Here is a 20,934-nt window from a genome sequence, read left to right as displayed (position 1 = left end):
TCTCTTCCCATATATTTTTATTAGGTTTGTTTTACGTATGAATCATCATGAGCATCGTGCAGCTCACCGAAATCTTGAACGAGGTGCAAGATTTGTATATTCTTGATAAACATCTGCCGCATGATGGCTTCATCACCATAAAAAAAACAAATTTAGTGTACTTATTCTGCTGACAAGAAAATGAGTACCTCATAAATAGTTGTTCTGATCAAACTGGATTTTTAATCGCATCGACCAGCGTGGTAGTGGCGATTTATTCGAGTTCCTATCAGACATTGAAAAAAATAAAAAGGATGAAAAAAACAATCATCATCACTGTTATATTATTCATCGCGGTCATCGCGGCCACGATCTATCTTTTTGGAGACTTCAATAAAAACAATAAACAAGATTCTAAAGCTTTACAATATCTTCCTGAAAGTACATTAGCAATTGCCTCCTTTGCCAATGATCAGACTGTAGATACGATCTTCAATGACTATGAGCTCTTTAAAGCCATTATAGGTCAACGCAATTTTGGCAACCTGGAGCGTCTTAAAGACGAATTATTACGTAGTGAACAGTTAGCACCTCTTGTAGCGGGGCAGCAAATATTACTCTCCTTTCACCAGGAAAAAGACCAGATTACCCCATTATATAGCGTTCAGGTTGGTCAAAGCATTGATAATAACTCGCTGGCAACATTACTTGGAAACGTCGGTAAAAACTACAAAATACAACCTTTTGACACCTTAGGGCAACGATTTTATGGGCTTAATCAAGGCAGCAAGGATAGTACACTTTATTGCGCTTATTCCCACGAAATCATTTTCGCCAGCTACTCCAAACAGGTACTTTCCCAGATCTTTGATAAACAGGTTAAGAAAATAAGTACCAAACAAATCGAGTTCTTCGTAAACCATAACAATAAAAACACGCCACTTAGTCTCTATTTTTTCAATGAACAATTGGCGCAAATTGCTCGAATATTGATGAAATCCAAATTTGGCACTTATCTCAACTTAATCGATTCGCTGAAGGGCCAAACGTCCTGGAACATGAATTTCAAAAAGGATGCTTTTATTTTTAAGGGTGAAACAGATCTCACGGCGAGCAAAAATAGCTACCTACAGTTATTTGCAACGCAGACGGCTCAAGTGCAAGCTCTGGGGAATTATCTGCCTAAAAATGCTGCATCTTATATAGACTTTAGTATTTCAGATCCCCATAGTTTTCGAAGCGGACTGAAAGCCTTGTTGGTACAGCAAAAAGAAGACGGCCGATTGGCTAAAAGTATAAAGAACTTTGAAGAAGACAGCAAAGTATCATTTGACAGTATCATCGCGCCAATTTTCAACGATGAATTTGCGCTCGCGGAATTGGATAATCAGGATGCAATAGGTTTGATCAGCATTTCGGATTCAACGCAGTTTGCTGATAATCTCAAGAAATTCAGCTCATCTGTAGGTGATTCAATCTATCAATTTAAATATTCGAATCTCTTACATGCGCTATTTGGTGAACCTTTCAAAAGCTTTACCCGACCCTATTTTACCATTGTAGATAACATTATGGTGGTAGCTACACGGACGGGCATCTTGAGAGATTATCGGGAATCTTTCCGGGAAAAGCAATTTCTTTCCGGAACGGCTATTTTCAAAAATCATGCAGCATTGCAGAATAGCCGCAGCAACGTGACTTTCTATTTAGAACCTAAAGCTGGTAAAAGCAATATTCTAGATAACTTAAAAGCTGACTTTGCAAAGAACTTTAAAGATGAGGATGCATATGGCTTTCAAAATTTCTACTCCTGGTCTTACCAGTTGAGTGGCAATCAGGGCACATTTTCGTCTAGTTTATATGCCCTCTTTAAGAGTGATACGAGATTAGGCGGCAAACCAGAATGGACAGTCCAGCTGGAGAACCGAATTATCAATAAACCTTGGATTTTCGATCAAGATGGGAAGAACAAGTTTATCCTGATTCAAGAACAAGATCATACGGTACATGCATTTTCGCCAGATGGAAAAGAACTCTGGCAAAACCTCTTCCAAGGTGAAATTTTGGGCGAGCCAATTCAGTTACAGGATCTCAGTATTGTCGCCGTTACAAAAAACCGCTTGTATCGCTTTATGCCCGATGGTAAAAACAGAACTGGCTTCTCCGTTGAACTTCCATACTCGGCAACTTACGGAGCTACAATCGCCACCTTCAATAAAGAACAACGTATTTACATTCCGGCAACAGACCGCATTCTTGCGTATACCCTGGATGGCAAAAAAGTGGAGGGCTTTGAAAATAATAGCGTGGATGGCCGAATTTTATTCGATCTAAAAACAACCAGCCTGGGACAGACAAATTATATTATTGCCGGTACAAGCACTGCTTCCGTGTATTTCTTCGATCAAAATGGTAAGATCATCCGTAAAAAAACAATGGATACCGATGGGGAAAGTGTTAAAAATCCAATTGGTTTAGTTGCGGCGTCGGATGAAAAAAACTCCTTCATTTACTTGGCAAACAATAAAGGCAGCGTATTCAAAATTCCTTTCGAAGGCGAAACCAAAAAAATAAAACTAGGTGATTGGGGTAAAGATGCGTTCTTTAATTTTGAAGATATTAGCGGTGGTGCTGACAGAGATTTTGTTATTCTAGCCAACAACAAACTGAATGCCTACAGTTCAAGAGACTCGTCTTCCTACTTTGAATATAAATTCATCGAAGAGGCCAGTAACAGACCGCTGTTTTTTAAACGAATAGGTAAATCTGATATCATAGGTGTTGGAACTGACAACCGCATGATTTATGTTTTCGGATCCGATGGCTTGGTCCAGGAGGGATTCCCTGTAGAAGGTTTTTCAAAGTTCTATTATGGACCGATTAACTTTGGCGACAATGCCAATTATTTAATCTGCATGAAGCGGGATTTCAAGATCTATGTTTATAAGTTTTAAAAACCTGAAAATCAATTTTTTAAAATCAACACCAAACGCTATAAGATGCTAAAAGATCTTTATAAAAAATTTGTCTAATCTAATTTTTTTATAGTAGGTTTGCAGACTTAATATGACTATGCTGAAATCGGAAGAATTAAAAGAATTATTAGCTGAACCAAAACGTATTGTAATTACAACGCACTACAAACCAGATGGGGACGCATTGGGTTCATCTTTAGGATTATATTTTTGGTTGACCGCGAAAGGACACCACGTAAATCTCATTGTACCGTCAGACTTTCCAGCCTTTTTGGATTGGTTGCCTGGCTTAGAAAATGTACAAATTTATACGCAGGATATTGACCTGCACAATCAACAGATTGACGCAGCTGAATTCATTTTCTGCTTAGATTTTAATGGCCTTGCCCGGATTCACGAAATGGGTGAACCTATTCGTCAAGCGAAAGGAATCAAATGCATGATTGATCACCATTTAGATCCGGAAGGATTTGAAGACTACGCATTTTGGGATCCATCTGCTGCAGCGACGGCACAATTGATCTATCGCTTCTTAGTCCATGAGATGCAAGATCCAGACCATATCAGTGCTGACATGGCGACATGCCTATATACCGGTATTATGACCGATACGGGCTCTTTCCGCTTCCGTTCTACCACTGCTGAAATTCATCGCATCATTGCATCACTCATTGATTGCGGTGCACAAAACTGGGCTATTCACGAAGAGATTTACAATAGCTCGTCAGAAAGCCGCCTGAAATTCTTAGGGTTCTGTCTATTGAATCGTCTAGAGGTTATCCATGAATATAACACCGCCATTATCCATGTAACCAAAGCGGATCTCACGCAGTTTGAAGTGATCACCGGTGATACCGAAGGATTAGTCAATTATGCCCTTTCTATCAAAGGAATTCGATTGGCTGCTTTAATTATTGACAGAAATGAACAAATTAAACTATCTTTGCGTTCGATTGGAGAAGTTCCTTGCAATGAGATCTGTAAATTGTATTTCAATGGAGGTGGGCATCTTAACGCTTCAGGAGGTAATTCGAAAGAAAGCCTTGAAGCAGTGATTGCAAAATTCAAATCGGTTTTACCAAATTATAAAGAAATATTAACAAAATAAGATATCGTAACATACATTAGAAAATGAAGAAAGCAATTCTATTTTTCGCGGCTGCCGGTCTTTTGATGACGTCATGCCAAAAATTCAAAAAGGCTGAAGGTGGTCTTGAGTATAAAATCGTGGATGATAATGCAAAAGAAAAAGCAGTATCAGGCGATTTATTAGCACTTGACATGGTTGTGAAAACGGACAGAGATTCTACAATGCAAAGTACGTATGACATGGGAGTCCCTCAAATCGTTCAATTATATCCAGATAGTATCATCGCAAAAAATCCAGGTGACCCTACAGGTTTATTCAAATACGTAGGTGAAGGCGATAGCTTGGTATTCAAAATCAATTTGGATTCTATGGCTGCTAAAACACATCAACCAAAACCAGAGTTTGCAGATAAATTCATTGTTTATTCGATCAAAGTCAAAAAACACTTCAAAAAAGGAAAGTTAACAGACCAACAATTGGGTGAACAAGTTCAGAAATATTTTGAAGAAGAATTGAACAAACACAAGGCAGCTGAACCAGCTAAACTTGAAAAATACATCAAGGATAAAAGCTTGAAAACAACGAAAACAGCTTCAGGTCTTCAATATGTAATTACTAAACCTGGAACAGGTACAAATGCGAAAGTAGGTGATTCCATTCACGTGAACTATGTAGGATCATTAACTACAGGAAAAGTATTTGACACAAACCTTCCAGATGTAGCTAAAAAAGAGAAAATTTTCAACCCTCAACGTCCTTATGAAGCATTAAAATTCCAATTAGGTGTTGATGGTGTGATCCCTGGATGGACTGAAGCATTCCAATTGTTTAACAAAGGTACAAAAGCAACTTTAGTCATTCCTTCATCTTTGGCTTATGGCGATCGCCCTTCAGGTGTTATCCCTCCATATGCTCCTTTAGTATTTGAAGTAGAAGTATTGGATATCAAACCTGGAAAAGTTCCTGCTCCTACAGCAACAACTCCAGGCATGGTAGCGCCTACTGGAACTACAGCTCCAGCGGCAACCGCTCCTGCAACTAAAGCTCCTGCAGCAAAAAAATAATTCGACTGTAAATTTCAGTTAACAAAAAAGCGGTTTCATCGAGATGAAACCGCTTTTTTGTTGTTCGTTTTTTTATTCACTATATGCTCATCTTCTTATCTTCTTTTTTGATCTTACGTATTTTCAGCCATAGTATTATTACCGCCAATATAAAACTGATGATCATAATGATGGTCAATGCGATCAACGCCTTATCGGTATGGTAATTTTCAGCATGCTGAATAAACATTAGCCTAAAAATTCGTAGATAATGGGTCGATGGGATTACATTTGCAATTGCTTGCACCCAGCCTGGCATTAGACTAGAAGGCCAGGTAAAGCCACTCAAGATAAATGCTGGCGTCGCAATTACCATTAGGACTTCCGTCGATTTCAACTGCGAAGGCAGTAGAATACTGACGAGTACACCTATAAAACACACGGCAAGCAAAAAGACGAAAGTACAGAGTACAAAGCGACCAAATTCGGCTTGTAAAGGCATACGGTAATATTGGCCAAAACCCCAATATAAAACCAGAATACCGACAGACATCAAAACATAAGGTAATATCTTAACAAGAATAAGTCCGATGGGATTACCGATTTTACGTACCAGCTCCGGAAATGTATTGCCTTCAAATTCTGAGGAAAAAGATAAAGCCAAGCCTAAGAGCAAGACCTGCTGCAGCACAGTAATTAGCACTCCCGGTAGCATAAAATACAGGTAATTTCCACTTCGAATATTCTGCTTAACAAAAGTTGTCTTAAAGGGTTCGTACTGCTGTGCAGCGATCTTTGCCGGAACACCACGTTTCATTTGCGCCTGAATCTGTATGCCCGCTTTCAACGTCGAGGCACACACATTGACAGCCATCATGGCGGTATTGGAGGTCAATGTATTGGCACCGTCTACAAAAACAGTCATTTCCGGCAAACGCCCCTGTTGTACTCCGGATGCAAAACCCTTGGGAATATGTACAATCGTAGTTGCCTCATATTGCATAGCAATATCTTTTGAATCAAATAAGGACGGTAATACACGGGCAACTTCAATACTCTCATTATCTGAAAGCATATCAATAAATGAACTGCTTAAGGGGCTATTATCCTCATCAACCACAATGACCGGCATCTGAGTTACCTTACCTTGTTTATAAACATGCCCCACCAAGACACCATACAATACAGGTGCACCTAGAAAAAGCATCAATAGCACTTTATTATTGAAGAAGAGCTTAAACTCCCGTTGGATCAATTCTAAAAATTTTTTCACAGTCAAGCTCTTTAATTCGCATGGAGAACCACAAGCGTTTTTGTTAACAAATCTTTGCTACCGGCAACATCTTCAGGAACAATTTTCAATTCAAACACAGCCTGTTGCGGATCGAAATCAGGATAAGCTGAGGCAATGCTTGCGTACGAATTTAAGGCTTTGATACTGATCACCTTTGCTTTAACCTTTTTGTGATTCAAATAAGGAATTTCTACCTCCACAGCCTCTCCTTTTTGAAGTTTTCCCATTTTATTTTCGGGCAATGTGAATCTAAAATAGGTCGATCGATCGAGGAAACCATTGATAATCGGATAGCCTGCCATCGCCAATTCACCGACTTTCAGATTAATCGTTTCCACACTCATGTCCTGTGGAGCAATGACATATTTCTCCTGGGCAGCAACATTGACTTCAGATACCGCTCCCAGCGCACGTTCTTTTTGCCCCAAGGCCATAATCTGCTGTTCTTGTCTAGCCCCTCCTTTTGCTTCAGCTAGTTCAGCCTGTGCTGCAAGATATTGATTTTTAGCCCCCTGAAATTTAGCGTAGGTCTCGTCGTACTTTTGCTGCGGAATCAGGCTGTCCTGCAAAAGGGCATCCAGCCTACCTATTGATTTTTTCGCAAATTCATATTGTTCCTTAAGTCCATCTACCTTTGCTTGCAATTGTACCAATTGCCCTTTCGTAGCACCTTTGACTGCCATATTATATTGAGCGTCAGCAGACTGCAGCGCTCCCTTTGCCTGCTCTTCTTTCGCATCTACCTCGGGAATACTCAAAATAGCCAAGGTATCACCCGCATGCACAAAGTCACCCTCTTCAACCAGAAGCTTCGCAATTTTCCCCGGAACCTTTGTCACAACCGTCACTTGCTCTCGCTCCACCTTGCCTTCAATAGGCTTCTCTTTCACTTGATTTGTACAAGAAACAAAAATAGACAGAGATAATATCCCATATAAATTCTTCATGTTACTCATGTATAGTTTGTAATAATTTTCCTGATGTATGTAGTAATTCAACCGCAGCGGTACGTTGCTGCAGAACATTGTTAAAATAACCCAAATTAACTTTGTACCAATCGTTTTCAGCAGCCAATAACTCAGTAACATCTATTAAGCCCGCTTGGTACTGTTTAACAGCCATGGAAAGGTTATTTTCGGCAACTTTCAATTGCTGTTCCCCCACTTTCAACTTTTGATTGCCTGTCGTATAGGTAACGGTATTTTTGCTGAGTAATAAATTTAATTTTTCTTGCGCATCTTCTCGCTTGGTCGTATTGATATGCTGATCGAGTTTAACTTGCTTTATCTTATTATGATGTTCTCCGCCCGTATAGAGATCCCATTTAACCCCTACGCCGACCATTAAATTGGGGCTCCCCTTGATGGAATTAAGCTGTAAGTTGACTGTCCCAAATAGCGGTTGATCTTTCACCGTGAGTTTGGAGTTGAATACATTTAGATAGTTTGCGGATCCAAAGGCAAAGACAGCAGGAAGAGCTCCCCCCTTTTCTTTTTTATACAGGTACTCATACGCTTTTGAGGAAGCATCCAGTGCTTTCAATTCGGATCTTTGTTCAACATCACGTGGAAGATCCGACAAAAATATAGGTTTAAGTCCATAATGAATTCCGCCAACCTCCTGAAAAGATACCCCTGTTTCTTGTTCGATCTTTTGACACAACAAATTCCGATTGCCAGAAACCTCTACCTTTTTCTCTTCCAGCTCCAGCAAGGCCAATTTCAATTTATCTCTATCATACGGTATTGCTAGGCCGTTTTGAATCGCTTTGTTGACCTTTTCCTGTTCTTTCTTTAATCGCTTCTCAGAATCGACAATCAATTTATCCACCTCATCCAACAACATCAGCTGATCAAAAGAAGCAATAATATCCTTTGAAAGTGTTTCTCGACCGGCCGATTCTAAATATTGTTGAGCCGCAGCTTTCTCCTGCAATGCTTTTATTCCATTCGGAATCTGTAATCCCGAGAAAATAATCTGCTTTACAGACACACCCGCATAGGCCGCTTGACCATGCATACTAAATCCTGTTGCGCCTTCAAACAAGCCGAGGTTCAATAAAGGGATATTAACCGTAGGAATATCAATACTCCCATTGCTATGTACATAACCGTATAATCCGAGTGCGGAGACATGTGGTAGCCGGTTTGCTTTTACCCCGTCGGCTTCCAGACGTGCTTTATCGACTTCGTAAGCCTTCAATTTCAATTCTTTATTTGTCTGAAAGGCTTTTTGAATAATATCTTTTACCGAAGGGTCAATCAATGATTGCGCATGTAGTTTGTTTAAAAACATAACCGACGCCAAAGTCAAGAAACCCAGGCATAACCTCTTATTCATCATATGATTCATTTGTTCTTATAAAAATAGGACAACAACCGCATCTTTTATCTGTTTAACAGTAAATCGGACGGTATGTTTGACTTCTGACTCTTTTTAATTAAACGTATCTTTTCAACAGCCAATAACAATCGTCACTTATGCATTCATGGCATGAAGGACTGAACTCCACCTGTTAGCTTTTCCAAGATACAAAAAAGGAATTCGTTTCTGTAGAAGGAATCCTGTATTAATTTTCATTTTTGCTAATTAATAAGTTATCTTTGGAGAGCGAATTGAAATTTTGGTAATTAAGTCTACCACTTTATTCGATAATAATAAAAACAAGTTTTTACCCTAACCCGCTGCTTCCACGCAGAAAACTATGTTGCTTACAGATACACATACACACATTTATTACCATGCAGGAACCGAAAAACTGCAAGAACATCTACAACGTTGCTTTGATAATGGCATCCAACGTCTTTTTTTGCCGAATGTGAATAGCGCTTCCATAAAACCTGTATTTGATACCGTAGCAGCTTATCCAGAACATTGTTTTCCCATGCTTGGATTACATCCATGCGATGTAAAGGAAAACTATGTGGAAGAGTTAGAAACCATCCGAAAGAGCTTGGAAACACACAAAGTCCATGCCATAGGTGAGATCGGGCTGGATCTTTATTGGGATAAAAGCACGCTTGAAATTCAAAAAGACGCCTTTCGAACGCAGGTTCAATGGGCTAAGGAATTAAATTTACCGATCGATATCCACTGCCGGGAAGCCTTCACTGAACTGTTCGAATTATTGGAAGAACTTCACGACGACAAATTATTTGGCGTTCTGCACTGCTTTACCGGCTCCCTGGAGCAGGCCCAACAGGCTATCGATTTAGGTTTCGCGCTTGGTATTGGCGGAGTCGTTACCTTTAAAAAAGCGGGCTTAGATCAGGTGGTCAAAGAAATCGATTTAAAACATATTGTTCTGGAAACAGATGCACCTTATTTGGCTCCTGTCCCCTTTCGCGGTAAAGAAAATGAAAGTAGCTATTTGGTTTACGTCGCACAAAAAGTAGCTGACCTTCACCAGATCTCCGTCGAGAAGGTAGCCGAAATCACAACAGAAAATTCAAAACGTATATTTGGTATATAATTTCAAAACTCAATGCATAATATCTTTATTATCTACACAGGTGGGACCATTGGAATGGTTAAAGATGAAACAGGAACATTCGTTCCTTTCGACTTTGAATTGATCAAACGTAATCTCCCTGATTTAAGTCGCTTAGACTATAAGCTGACCGTGCACTCTTTCGAACCCATTATCGATTCATCCAACATGAAGCCCGAGATATGGATTGAAATGGCACAAATTATTAAGGATAACTATGCAGATTACGACGGTTTTGTTATTCTGCATGGTTCCGATACAATGGCTTTTACAGCCTCAGTATTGAGCTTTATGTTGGAGGGACTCCAAAAACCGGTCATTTTATCTGGCTCTCAGCTGCCTATCGGAGAGATCCGAACGGATGCGCGGGAAAATATGATGACAGCCCTTGAAATTGCTTCAGCAAAACAAGATGGCGTATCTATCATACAAGAGGTATGCATTCTTTTCGACAATAAATTATTCCGTGGCAATCGCTCATTTAAATATAATTCGGCCAAATTTGAGGCCTTTAGATCACCAAACTATCCCGTATTGGTTGAAGCAGGTATTCACCTCAAATATAATACAGATGCTTTATTAAATAATATTGATAAAGAATTTATCCTACATACCAAACTGGACAATCGCGTTGCGGTATTGAAATTATTCCCCGGAATTTCTGCACAAACGATCAAAGCCGTCTTAGACTCCGATGTCCGTTCCATTGTGATGGAAACATTTGGGTCAGGCAATACCACCACCGACACTTGGTTTCTGGATCTATTGAAAGAAGCAATTGAACAAGGTAAAAATATCCTCAACATTTCGCAATGTAAAGTAGGCTCTGTTGAATTAGGTCGCTATGAGACTTCACAAGGACTTAAATCCATCGGCGTGCTCAATGGCTACGACCTTACATTCGAAGCGGCAGTAACCAAATTAATGTATCTTCAAGGCGAGTTAGAAGATCAAAAAGAAGTCGCTTATTGGATTGAAAAGGATATCCGTGGTGAATTGACGATCAATGACTAATGACCAACGGCACAAAATCACAAAAAAGGGAGCTGCACTTCACGCAGCTCCCTTTTTGTGATCGGTTTCTATGAATTCCTCCCGCAGATTTATTTGCGAGGAAAGGTGATATTCTTATTCCTGCGTCAAACGAGCAAGCACTTCCGCAACAACAAAATTGCTTCCGCCAACAAAAATAAGGTTCCCTTGTTGATACGCTTCTTTTGCTGCATCAAACGCAGCTCCTACCGATGCATAATCAAGTCCCGTTAGACCAAATTCCATAGCTTCTTTCCGCAGCTCCTCGGATGGCATTGCACGCGGAATATCCGGAGCAGAGAAATAGTAGGTTGCATCCTTGGGTAGATAAGGCAACATATGTGATAAATCCTTATCGCGCATGGCCCCTATCACAAAGTGCAATTTATCATAAGCGGTTGTAGCCAGATTTTTGAGCACTTCATGAATTCCGTCCTCATTGTGCCCCGTATCACAGATGATAAATGGATCCTTAGACAATTGTTGCCATCGGCCTTGAATTCCTGTGGTTGCCTGCACATTTTTTAGCGCTTGATGCACATGTTGATCACTGATCTCAAAGCCCTGTTGACGTAACTCATCCACAGCTAACAGGACGCCGGCGAGATTCTTGACCTGATAAGAGCCTTTTAAATCCAGTTGAAAGTCTGCTGAATGACTTGCAGTATCCCTCGCTTGTACCGTCAAATAATCTTGGTCCACGCCCAGCATTTTCGTGGCATACTTATCGGAAGCGAATTGGATCGGTGCATGCTCGATCGCTGCTTTATCCAAAAACACAGCTGCTGTCTCTTCAGCATATTCCGAAATAACGACAGGTGTATTTCTTTTGATAATTCCGGCCTTCTCAGCAGCAATTTCCACCAGTGTATTACCAAGAAGATTCATGTGATCAAAACCGATATTGGTAATTACCGACAGCAAAGGCTGAATAATATTGGTGCTGTCCAAACGCCCGCCAAGGCCGACTTCAATGACAGCGATATCAACCTTATTCTTCTCGAAATAATCAAAAGCCATGGCTACAGTAATTTCGAAAAACGATGGACTGACTTCTTCTATAAGCTCGCGATGGGTATTGACAAAATCAACAACAAATTCTTTCTCACATAACTGACCATTGACACGAATACGTTCTCTGAAATCCAGTAAATGTGGTGAAGTATAGAGACCTGTCTTATATCCTGCCTCGGCCAAAATAGCGGCCAACATGTGGGAGGTCGATCCCTTTCCGTTTGTACCGGCAATATGTAATGTTTTGAATTTTCGCTGTGGGTTGTCCAAAGCAGCGCAAAGTTTGATGGTATTGTCAAGGTCTTTTTTGAAGGCAGAGGCGCCATCCCTTGTAAACATAGGCAATCGAGTATACAGATACTCGATTGCCTCATTATAAGCATTCATGTGAATGATTTTTATCTTAATCTAAAATTGAATACAATCCGTCCTGTTTGGGAGTCGGGAGCATTTGGCAATTGGTTTAGCCGAGCGCCACGTACAGCACGCTCACATTTCTCCAACAAGGATGGATCGGTAATCGTCGTTCCTTTTACACCAGCACGCGCATAGGTGATAACCCCTTGCTTGTTCACTCTAAACTCCACAGCAACCTTTCCTGCTTGCTGTCCATTATCGTCGATACTTGGTCGTTGTGTAAAACTTCGGTTTTCAATAGACAACATCATGTTACCATTTCCAGATCCCCCTTCGCCGTAGTTACTTGCTAAAGGATCACCCAGTTTGGAACCCTGATTTCCAGGAGTTGTCCCTGTACCATCACCAGCCCCAGTGCCGTTATTTTTATTGCCTTTAAAAAGCGCTTTGGCATTGGCCTGTGGTGCCACTTCTTTTACAGCTTTGGTTGTTTCCGGTGCTTTTGAAACGACCTTCTTTTCCGTTTTTGTTACCGCAGGGGCATCTTCTAAATCCTGTGTGACAACCGCTTTCTCCGCAACTTGCTGCGTTGGAGTTGGGGTAGGTGTTTCAACAGGATCAATACGGTCAGGGCGTTCATTATTGGCGTTGGGGTCCACCGATGGTTCCTCAACACTCATATAGTCATCTCCCATTCCCTCAGGTGAAGTACCGTAATTGACGATCATTCCCCCCATTCCATATTCATCAGGTGCCTGAGATTTAAAAACAACAAAAAATCCAATCAAGAGCAACGATGCCATGACCAAAGTCGATATCCCCAATGCTTTGGGGAAATTATTTTCTTCATGTTGAAGGTGATATCTCATCGCATTAATCTCCTATATTAATAGCTGACCAATAAACTTAAAAAAAGTTTAATTGCTCCTATTTATCTTTTTTTGGCTCTGTTGCCAATACCACTTTAATCTTCAATCGATTAGCGACATCCATTACAGAAATAACATTTTGAATGGGAACCGTATTATCGACATAGAGCATAATGGTCACTTCCTCACCCGCAGCCATTTGCGATTGAATTGCAGCTTCCAATCCTTCAATGGGAACTGGAGTTTTGTCAATAAAATAGCCCAAATCTTTTGTAATCGATACCGTAACGGTCTTTTTAGCAACAGATTGTTCTCCCGCACTTGACTTTGGTAACAATAGCTTCACCACTTGCGGATTAGAAACTGCAGAAGCCAACAGGAAGAACAACATCAGGAAAAACATGATGTCATTCAGCGCTGAAGTATGTACTTCCGCAGATGGTTTATTTTTTCTACTTCGTAAGTTCATTATCTTCCGGGTTCATCCAATAAATCAATAAATTCTACTGCATCCGTTTCCATACGTAAAATCAATCGCTCCACCATCATATTGAGGATATGGTAGCCCAAATAAGCTAAGATACCCACCGCAAGACCTGATGCAGAAGACACCATTTTTACATATAGACCACCAGATACAGAAGCGATATCAATACCACCAGCTAATTCGACGTCGTGGAAAATCTTAATTACTCCAAAGATCGTACCTACGAAACCAAGCATCGGGGCAATACCAGCAATAATACCCAAAATATTGATATTCTTTTCTAACTTGGCAACTTCCAATTTACCCACGTTTTCGATCGCTCCTTCAATATCTTTGATCGGTCTGCCGACACGCAATAAGCCTTTTTGCAACATACGTCCCAAAGCGGAGTTACTTGAACGAACTACAGCTAATGCCGAATCCAAATTTCCGGACAAAACATTTGCCTTTACTTGCGACATTAAGCTGTTATCATATTTTGCGGCACGACGGATAGTCAAATAACGCTCAAAAAAGATAACCAATCCAATAAAGAACAACAATAGGATTGGAACCATGATCCATCCCCCTTTGATCATCATATCGATCAAACTCATGTTTTCTGTAGGCGCAGCAGCAGGTAATGGTTGTTGTGCAGCTTGATTAAACGAATCCACAGCAGCCCGTGCTGTATCTTGTACTAATGACATAATTATTAATAGTTTTATATAGTTTCTATAATGTTTCTACCCAAGCACCTTCAATCTTTTTCTCTACAGATTTCTTAGCGAGGTCTGCCTCCGATTTTGTCATGTAGGTGTTTAAGATGATTTTCTTTCTATTTCTTTTGAACTTTCCCTCTACAGCTCGTGCTGTTTTATAGCCCATTTCCCGAAGACGCTTGGCTTCCTGCTCTGCTTGTGCCATTGTCTTTGCAGAACCTATTACCAATTGATATCTGGGTTGTGCAACAGGAATAGACTCTTTGATCACAGGATTTGCTTCCAAAACCGGAGATTTTGCTGCCGCATTGGTCGCAGGTACAGTTGTTGTCTTTTTAACAGAATCTTTCACACCAGTTTTAGCCAATGAATCGACTTGCTTTAAACTATCTGCTTGCATTGTATTGGACAAGGTATCAGCAGGCATGATCGGCTGTTTTTGAACAAGCGTATCTGCCGCTTTTACAACAGGTTTGGTCGGCCCAAATAACGAATTCTTCAACGCAGGATTGGTGTAAACGACCGCAACAGCAACCATTGCCAGCACAATAATTCCAGTCATCCAATACCAGATCGCATTTGAATTACGCGGCTCTTCCTCATAGATATTTGGCGCGTATGTTGAATTAGCGTTAGCCGACGCAATAGCACCGATTTCTTTTTTTTCAGCGATTTCTTCCTCTGGAGTAACCGAATGATTGCTATCAGTTATCACAGTTGTATCCACAGGTTCAAACTCTTCAGTTTCCTTTTGCGCTAACGACGACTCTTCAGCTTCAAGACCGGTACGATCGTTTGTTGGTGCTGTCTCCTGCGAAAGCTCATCCGCTGCTGGATCCGTTACCACGACCGGTTCCTGTGCTGTTTCAGTTTCTTCTTTGACCTCTTCAACCTCGATCGTTTCATCTTGATCCACCGTATCCGGCATAGACTCTACCACAAGCTCCACCTTATCATTAGCTTCCACCACAGGATCTTCTTCCACAACAGGGTCTTCTTCAACCGCTAAGGTCGTAAATTCTTCTTCTTTGGTTTCTTCCAAAGAAGAAACGACTGTTTCAATCTCTGGTGCAACAAGATTTGTGACCGGCTGGAAGTCGAATCCCGATAGATCCAGGGGTTTGAAGACTAAACTTGCGCCATAACTAATTAATAAGCCAAGATCATCAAGTTTAGCCTGTCCAAACTGACCTAAATCAGCTCTTAGGTTATCAACAGCTTCCGATAAAATCTGCTGTGCCTGATTGAGGCCTAAATTTTCCTGTTGTTGGATATAATGAACAATATTAAATCCTTGTTGAGCAGAATAGTCCAGTTCGACGTAGGAAATCGGGGGCAAAAATACATTATTCTGTTTATCGAACTGAGCCGGAGAATGAATTCGTTTGAACACACCTATTCCGGGCACGTATACTTCCGCATAACGTTTTAATAAACTATTGATGTTTTTGCCTAGATTCATCGCGCACTATTTTAAGATGCAAATTTATAATCTTAATTCGTTAAAACGAATAATTAAGACCACCAATTACATTAAAGCCCAATCTTGGGTAATACATATAACGTTCGTATTCTTTTCCAAAAATGTTATTTGCTTTGACGAAAATACCAAATTGTTTTTTGATTCGGTATTCTGCGCCTGCATTAAGATCAGCAAACGACGCTATTGTTGCCTTATGCCCACTGTTGGCAATACGACTGCCATCTGCATTATAGTCATAAATATACGCATAGGTATTGCCTTGTGTAGAAAGTTCAGCATCTACGAAAAATTTATCGGAGATATTGAAGCGTGCATTAGCCTGCATACGGAATTTTGGCAATCCCCAAGCTTCTTCCTCATCACTCAATTTATAATCGTCTATATACACTTTTCCGCCCAGATTAACCAGTTGTGAAAGACGTACATTGATTTCTCCTTCCAATCCCATATGTTTAGCTTTATTGATCACGCCGTCATAAACGACATCAAAAGCCCAAGGAACATAGCCATTTTGACTATCGCCAAATGCACTGTTTTTAAATAAAGGCAATCCCTCAATCTGTTTGTAGAATACCTTTACTTTATAACCAAATGTTGCGCCAGCATTTCCTTTTAAACCCGCGTAAACATTCATTTTCTCAATCGAGTTTATCATTTTAGCATTAGGAGCCAAATACGGATTTTCTTTAGCGAAACTACGGAAAGAAGCTTGCTTCACTCCGCCATTGATTCCGGCAAACAAAGAGATATATTCAGGTGCCAAAGCAAAATCAGCTTCTACGGATGGGAAAATATTGAATCTTGAGCTATCGCCAAATTCAGAAGTTAAATTCGCGCCCAAGGTTACGTTATAGTTGTCGCCCTTAAAACGAATATATGGATTGATGACCGCCAAATGATTTTTTACTTCAGCACTATCTTTCACATTATTCATTGTCACGCTCAAATTCGCACCAACATTGAATGCACTTAGGCGTTTATTCAAATAACCGGATAATGCGATGGAATTTTCTTTGGCTTTATAAGCGTCTTTAAACAAATAACCATCAACTTTTGCGGAATAGCTTAAGGCTTGCTCATTTTTTGGATCCACATTACTTGACAGCTCTCCATTCAAGTAGATATCTGTAAAGGTCTGTTTATCCGGAGTCGTATTCAACAAGGTTGTTCCCGATTGATCAAAAGTCTGACCATAGAAGTTTGTGCCATAACGATTGTATCCGATGGTACCTTTAACGGTTACCGCATCCAATACACGACAACCAAAGATACCGATATCTTGTGTACTGAACTTCTGTCCGTCAATATTACCCTTTTGGCTCAAATGCTTTGCAAATAAACCAAATCGTGTATTTTCAAACTGTTCAGAAGCCAAATAAGCTTCGCCCAATATACTGTTATAGTTTCCGATACCAAATTTGACATAGTTGCTACTATGTTCAAAAGGTTGTGCAAAAGGAATCTCCTGTACATTCAATTGTTTCAAACCGGTATTGATATCCAATTTCTTGTCCAAAATATTGTTGTAGGACAATTTGGGCTGGTATTCTCTTTTATTGGTCATATCCGGACTGCGGCGGATTTTCACAGCATCCGCAAGAATTGGCTTATAATCACGAACAACATCAAAAGAATCGATAGTGACCGGTTTCTCAGGATCGTTCTTCTTGCCTGTTTCCTGTGCAAAAGAATTCAATCCCACGCCCATCAAAAGCGCTGCTAAAGTATATTTCTTCACGTTTCTATTTTGCAACTTCTTCATTGTATCCTATTTCTTTTTGTTGTTCAATTTATTTAGACGTTCTTTTGCTGCTGGCAAAATATCGTCTTTCGCATCATAGTTATCCACAATCGATTCAAGTGTAGCTTTCGCCTGGAAAGAATCTCCCTTACCTGCATAAGCATCAGCCATGGTAATAAAGCTTTTCGCCACCCAATATTCGTACGAAGAGAAATTATCGGATAGATCCATTGCTGTTTTGATACACGCATCGTATTGTTTATTTTCCAATTGTAATACCGCAACATTGTATTTTGCTTCGGCACCATATACTGTACGGCTCTTCAATGCAGCTAAACTGAATTCTTTCATTGCCTCAGCTTTCTTATTCTGCTTCACATAGCATTTACCGGCATATAAGAAGGCATTTGCAATCTCTTCTTCCGAAGATTTTTCGTAGTTCTTAACAGCGTTGGTATAATTTAATGCTTCTTTATAATCTCCAATTTGGAAGTAAGAAACCATTAAGTTATTTATTGCGAAACCATAGTTAGCCTTGTATTCAGAGGTAAGCTCCAGCTTTTTCAACAACTGTGTTGCTTCGTTATATTTCTTTTGTTTCAAATACAAATTTGACACCGAAATCAACGTGCGTTCTGTATAAGGAGATGTCCAGTCATTCAAGATAATATTGTAATCATGTAGTGCATCTTCTGTATTGCCCAAAGCTGCGTTACTTTCAGCACGAACAAAACGCGCATATTTTTCTTGATTTGGTTTCGGGAATTTATCGAAATACGCATTTACAGCTTCCACCGCCCCTTGGTAATTTCCTCTGGAGAATAGGGTTGTGGCAGTCGAGAATGAACGAGAATCTTGCTCAGATTTCGACGCATCCCCTAAGTTTGTTCCAGTTGCATATTTGATATACCCCGTTGCATCGCCTTTATCCAAATAGATGTTCTCAATCGATCGCATGGCCTGTCTTGCTTCATCTGTTGATCCATATTGGTCGACTACACGTTGGAAAGTTGCCAATGCAGCATCATTGTTATCTTGATTATACTGAACCAGACCAATCGTCACCAAAGCGCGTGGCACATAACTGCTGCGCGGATATTTTTCAACCATTGTTTGAAGGCCAGCAATTGCCTGGTCACTTTCTCCCATCAAGAAACGTGTGTAAGGAATCTCAAACGCAATATCATCTGCATAATTAGAACTCGGGAATTGTGCAATAACAGCATTCAATGTTGAAATTTTACCGTTGTTATCCCCTTGTAATCCTTGAATAATACCACGCTGGAATAACGCGTAATCCTGACTAGGCGCTTTAGAAGAGATCAACTTATTGTATTCTGTTAATGCTCTGCCGTAGTTTTTCGAAGAGAAATAAGAATCGCCCAAGCGTGCAATTGCATCATTACGTGTATTCATTTCTATTCCTTTCGAACCACCAGACGCTAAGAAACGCTCGAAGTAATTGGCCGCCGTGCTGTAGTTACCATTACGGAAAGCCGCATAGGCTAACGCGTAATTGGCATACCCATACACATCCGTTTTGCTAGCTCCCGGCAAGCGTAAGAATTTATTGAAATTTGTAACCGCTTCACCGTATTTACGCACTTCGTACATTGCTTCCGCTTTCCAATAGATGGCTAAAGCGTAAATTTCCTCGTCATAACGAAACTCTTCAGAGCGCATGAATAGGGAAATTGCATTTTCAAAAGCACGCTCGTTATAATACTCCAAACCTCTGTAGTAGGTTACCTTTTGATAAGCAGCGTCTGCTTCTTTTCCACGTTTAGGAATAGATTCCAAAATATCAACTGCCTCACGATAGTTTTTTGTACTCAACAATACTTCAGCAAGCAAAGTTTTTGCTTCCTCTAAGCGTTTCGATTTTGGGTACGTTTTCAGGTATTCTTGTGTCGAAGCCAAAGCCACTTGGTGGAATTCCAATTCATACGAAAGCTTAGCATAGTTGAATAAGCCCTCTTCTTGCATTGCTGGATCAAAATCCAATTTCGAAGCACGAAAAAATGCGTTACGAGCAGATTGCTTATTGCCTTTCTTTAAGAAAGCATCCCCTAGGGTAATCATCGCAGATTGATAATATGCGTCTGGATCGGTCATTTTTTCCAATTCAGTGATCGCTTTATCGTAATCTTTCAACTTGTAGGCGATGTAACCGATTTGGTAGCTATCCTGATTATTCTGGGTCTTACCTTGGTCCTGTGCCTGAAATTTATCGTAATACTCTTTTGATGTTTTTAAATCACCTTTGATAAAGTATGTTGCCGCGATAATACGAAACATCTCTGTTTCATTTTCTTGTTTTGTTCGCGACAAAATTGGCAACGCATAATCCAACACATCGTCGTAGCGTTTATCCAAGAAATACAAAGCAGTAATATAATAAGGGTAACTATTTTCGAATTGTTTCGATCCATTTAGGCGTTCAAATTCATTCAGCGCCGTTTTGTACTCGGCGTCTAAGTAAGAAAGATACGCGTAATAATAGATTGAAGCTTCCTGAAATTCAGTTTTCTGATCTTTCAATCCTTCAAATAATGGTTTCGCCGTTTTATAATCCTTTGTCATAAAGGAAGCATATCCATATTTAAAGCGATATTCTACATTTTCTTTACCTGCTAAATTTTTGCTATCGATCTTGTTAAACCACTCTAAGGCCTTAACATAATCTTTTTTAGCATAATAGGATTTACCGATTTGAAAATAAGCCGCTTTAGCATTTGCACTGACAGGGAAATCTTTAATGTATTTCAGAAAACGGTTTTCGGCATCGGATTCGCCCAATTCCAGTGCGCAAACCGCTTGATAATACCGTACGTTCTCTTTCAACAAAGACAGTTCCTCTGTTTCGTCCAATTGCAAGTTGGATTTTGTCCGCAAAGCTTCAACACGGTCAAATTGGGCAGAAGCAGAACTAAATTTTCCGCGTTCATACAATTCCATCCCTGTTTTGTACGCCTTGTTGATTTGTTGCCATTCTGTCTGTTGCGCTAATGCTGGCGTCGCCATAACGGTTAATGCAACTCCCACCTGGTAAATCTTCTTATACATAATATGTGAAACCTTAATATGTTATTTATCTGCAAATGTAAATGAATCTCCCTCCAAACCGCGGTAAATTCGCATTTCAAAGCAAATTTATCGAAAGCCTCTCTGCCATTAAAGGCTTTAAGATGGCCCCAAATTTATTGAAAATCAATTCAAACCTCCACTTCTCAGGGAGATAGTTTTATTCATTTTACTAAATTATACTTTAATTGAGCTATTTTACACAAAAGTTATTAACATCTGTGAATAATCCTGTATTATAACGGAAATTTTGCACAAAAAATATGCCCGACAAAAAAATAAAGTCAGGCATACT

General features: G+C 40.0%; 15 protein-coding genes. 5 read left to right on the top strand and 10 right to left on the bottom strand.

Annotated elements, in window-relative coordinates; translation table 11 throughout:
* Positions 1–293 precede the first annotated feature (293 nt).
* The 3 genes from B2X72_RS20500 (at position 294) to B2X72_RS20490 (ending at position 5,108) form a co-directional block, all read left to right on the top strand.
* A complete protein-coding gene (locus B2X72_RS20500) occupies positions 294–2,933 on the top strand; it encodes a hypothetical protein (RefSeq protein WP_286851293.1) in 2,640 nt (879 codons plus the stop codon).
* Positions 2,934–3,051: 118 nt separating this feature from the next.
* Complete coding sequence (locus B2X72_RS20495) at positions 3,052–4,062, top strand: DHH family phosphoesterase (protein ID WP_070561228.1); 1,011 nt, start codon at positions 3,052–3,054, stop codon at positions 4,060–4,062.
* Between the two features lie 23 nt (positions 4,063–4,085).
* Positions 4,086–5,108, top strand: a complete 1,023-nt coding sequence (locus B2X72_RS20490) for an FKBP-type peptidyl-prolyl cis-trans isomerase (protein WP_070561229.1) — start codon at positions 4,086–4,088, stop codon at positions 5,106–5,108.
* 79 nt (positions 5,109–5,187) lie between these two features.
* On the opposite strand, the gene B2X72_RS20485 is transcribed toward B2X72_RS20490, so the two are convergent.
* The 3 genes from B2X72_RS20485 to B2X72_RS20475 are packed head-to-tail and all read right to left on the bottom strand — an operon-like array spanning position 5,188 to position 8,724.
* On the bottom strand, positions 5,188–6,360 hold the full coding sequence (locus B2X72_RS20485; protein WP_070561230.1) for an ABC transporter permease: 1,173 nt from the start codon (positions 6,358–6,360) through the stop codon (positions 5,188–5,190).
* Between the two features lie 11 nt (positions 6,361–6,371).
* Positions 6,372–7,328, bottom strand: a complete 957-nt coding sequence (locus B2X72_RS20480; protein ID WP_070561231.1) for an HlyD family secretion protein — start codon at positions 7,326–7,328, stop codon at positions 6,372–6,374.
* 1 nt (position 7,329) lies between these two features.
* On the bottom strand, positions 7,330–8,724 hold the full coding sequence (locus B2X72_RS20475; RefSeq protein WP_254667636.1) for a TolC family protein: 1,395 nt from the start codon (positions 8,722–8,724) through the stop codon (positions 7,330–7,332).
* A 361-nt stretch (positions 8,725–9,085) separates the two neighbouring features.
* On the opposite strand from B2X72_RS20475, the gene B2X72_RS20470 reads away from it, so the two are divergent.
* Together B2X72_RS20470 and B2X72_RS20465 are read left to right on the top strand one after the other, a co-directional pair.
* The gene (locus tag B2X72_RS20470) at positions 9,086–9,853 is read left to right on the top strand and encodes a TatD family hydrolase (RefSeq protein WP_070561233.1); all 768 of its coding nucleotides are present in this window, start codon (positions 9,086–9,088) and stop codon (positions 9,851–9,853) included.
* 12 nt (positions 9,854–9,865) lie between these two features.
* A complete protein-coding gene (locus B2X72_RS20465) occupies positions 9,866–10,885 on the top strand; it encodes an asparaginase (RefSeq protein ID WP_070561234.1) in 1,020 nt (339 codons plus the stop codon).
* 114 nt (positions 10,886–10,999) lie between these two features.
* Here B2X72_RS20465 and B2X72_RS20460 read toward each other — a convergent pair whose 3' ends face one another.
* From B2X72_RS20460 to B2X72_RS20430, 7 genes are read right to left on the bottom strand one after another with little or no spacing between them, the layout of a single operon-like run.
* On the bottom strand, positions 11,000–12,304 hold the full coding sequence (locus tag B2X72_RS20460; protein WP_070561235.1) for a bifunctional folylpolyglutamate synthase/dihydrofolate synthase: 1,305 nt from the start codon (positions 12,302–12,304) through the stop codon (positions 11,000–11,002).
* 11 nt (positions 12,305–12,315) lie between these two features.
* Positions 12,316–13,143 carry an energy transducer TonB gene (locus B2X72_RS20455; RefSeq protein WP_070561236.1) on the bottom strand — a complete coding sequence of 276 codons (828 nt, stop codon included), beginning with the start codon at positions 13,141–13,143 and terminating at the stop codon, positions 12,316–12,318.
* A gap of 58 nt (positions 13,144–13,201) precedes the next feature.
* Positions 13,202–13,612 (bottom strand): ExbD/TolR family protein, encoded by a 411-nt coding sequence (locus tag B2X72_RS20450; protein WP_046672748.1) that lies wholly within the window; start codon positions 13,610–13,612, stop codon positions 13,202–13,204.
* A complete protein-coding gene (locus B2X72_RS20445) occupies positions 13,612–14,319 on the bottom strand; it encodes a MotA/TolQ/ExbB proton channel family protein (protein WP_046672749.1) in 708 nt (235 codons plus the stop codon). The genes B2X72_RS20450 and B2X72_RS20445 overlap by 1 nt, the downstream gene beginning before the upstream one ends.
* Positions 14,320–14,344: 25 nt before the next feature.
* Positions 14,345–15,793 (bottom strand): SPOR domain-containing protein, encoded by a 1,449-nt coding sequence (locus tag B2X72_RS20440; RefSeq protein ID WP_286851290.1) that lies wholly within the window; start codon positions 15,791–15,793, stop codon positions 14,345–14,347.
* Between the two features lie 40 nt (positions 15,794–15,833).
* The gene (locus B2X72_RS20435; RefSeq protein WP_286851288.1) at positions 15,834–17,576 is read right to left on the bottom strand and encodes a TonB-dependent receptor; all 1,743 of its coding nucleotides are present in this window, start codon (positions 17,574–17,576) and stop codon (positions 15,834–15,836) included.
* A 6-nt stretch (positions 17,577–17,582) separates the two neighbouring features.
* Complete coding sequence (locus B2X72_RS20430; protein WP_286851286.1) at positions 17,583–20,621, bottom strand: tetratricopeptide repeat protein; 3,039 nt, start codon at positions 20,619–20,621, stop codon at positions 17,583–17,585.
* Positions 20,622–20,934: the final 313 nt, after the last annotated feature.

The organism is Sphingobacterium sp. UBA7253 (genome assembly GCF_002472745.1).
GTDB lineage: Bacteria > Bacteroidota > Bacteroidia > Sphingobacteriales > Sphingobacteriaceae > Sphingobacterium > Sphingobacterium siyangense.
The sequence above is the reverse complement of the archived record's forward strand: the minus strand, read 5'-3'. Positions and strand labels throughout refer to the sequence as shown.

What these genes read in the sequence shown, in the direction of transcription:
- B2X72_RS20500 (WP_286851293.1), top strand. Translation starts at nt 294, where the DNA reads ATGAAAAAAACAATCATCATCACTGTTATATTATTCATCGCGGTCATC.
- B2X72_RS20495 (WP_070561228.1), top strand. Translation starts at nt 3,052, where the DNA reads ATGCTGAAATCGGAAGAATTAAAAGAATTATTAGCTGAACCAAAACGT.
- B2X72_RS20490 (WP_070561229.1), top strand. Translation starts at nt 4,086, where the DNA reads ATGAAGAAAGCAATTCTATTTTTCGCGGCTGCCGGTCTTTTGATGACG.
- B2X72_RS20480 (WP_070561231.1), bottom strand. Translation starts at nt 7,328, where the DNA reads ATGAAGAATTTATATGGGATATTATCTCTGTCTATTTTTGTTTCTTGT.
- B2X72_RS20475 (WP_254667636.1), bottom strand. Translation starts at nt 8,724, where the DNA reads ATGATGAATAAGAGGTTATGCCTGGGTTTCTTGACTTTGGCGTCGGTT.
- B2X72_RS20470 (WP_070561233.1), top strand. Translation starts at nt 9,086, where the DNA reads ATGTTGCTTACAGATACACATACACACATTTATTACCATGCAGGAACC.
- B2X72_RS20465 (WP_070561234.1), top strand. Translation starts at nt 9,866, where the DNA reads ATGCATAATATCTTTATTATCTACACAGGTGGGACCATTGGAATGGTT.
- B2X72_RS20460 (WP_070561235.1), bottom strand. Translation starts at nt 12,304, where the DNA reads ATGAATGCTTATAATGAGGCAATCGAGTATCTGTATACTCGATTGCCT.
- B2X72_RS20455 (WP_070561236.1), bottom strand. Translation starts at nt 13,143, where the DNA reads ATGAGATATCACCTTCAACATGAAGAAAATAATTTCCCCAAAGCATTG.
- B2X72_RS20450 (WP_046672748.1), bottom strand. Translation starts at nt 13,612, where the DNA reads ATGAACTTACGAAGTAGAAAAAATAAACCATCTGCGGAAGTACATACT.
- B2X72_RS20445 (WP_046672749.1), bottom strand. Translation starts at nt 14,319, where the DNA reads ATGTCATTAGTACAAGATACAGCACGGGCTGCTGTGGATTCGTTTAAT.
- B2X72_RS20440 (WP_286851290.1), bottom strand. Translation starts at nt 15,793, where the DNA reads ATGAATCTAGGCAAAAACATCAATAGTTTATTAAAACGTTATGCGGAA.
- B2X72_RS20435 (WP_286851288.1), bottom strand. Translation starts at nt 17,576, where the DNA reads ATGAAGAAGTTGCAAAATAGAAACGTGAAGAAATATACTTTAGCAGCG.
- B2X72_RS20430 (WP_286851286.1), bottom strand. Translation starts at nt 20,621, where the DNA reads ATGTATAAGAAGATTTACCAGGTGGGAGTTGCATTAACCGTTATGGCG.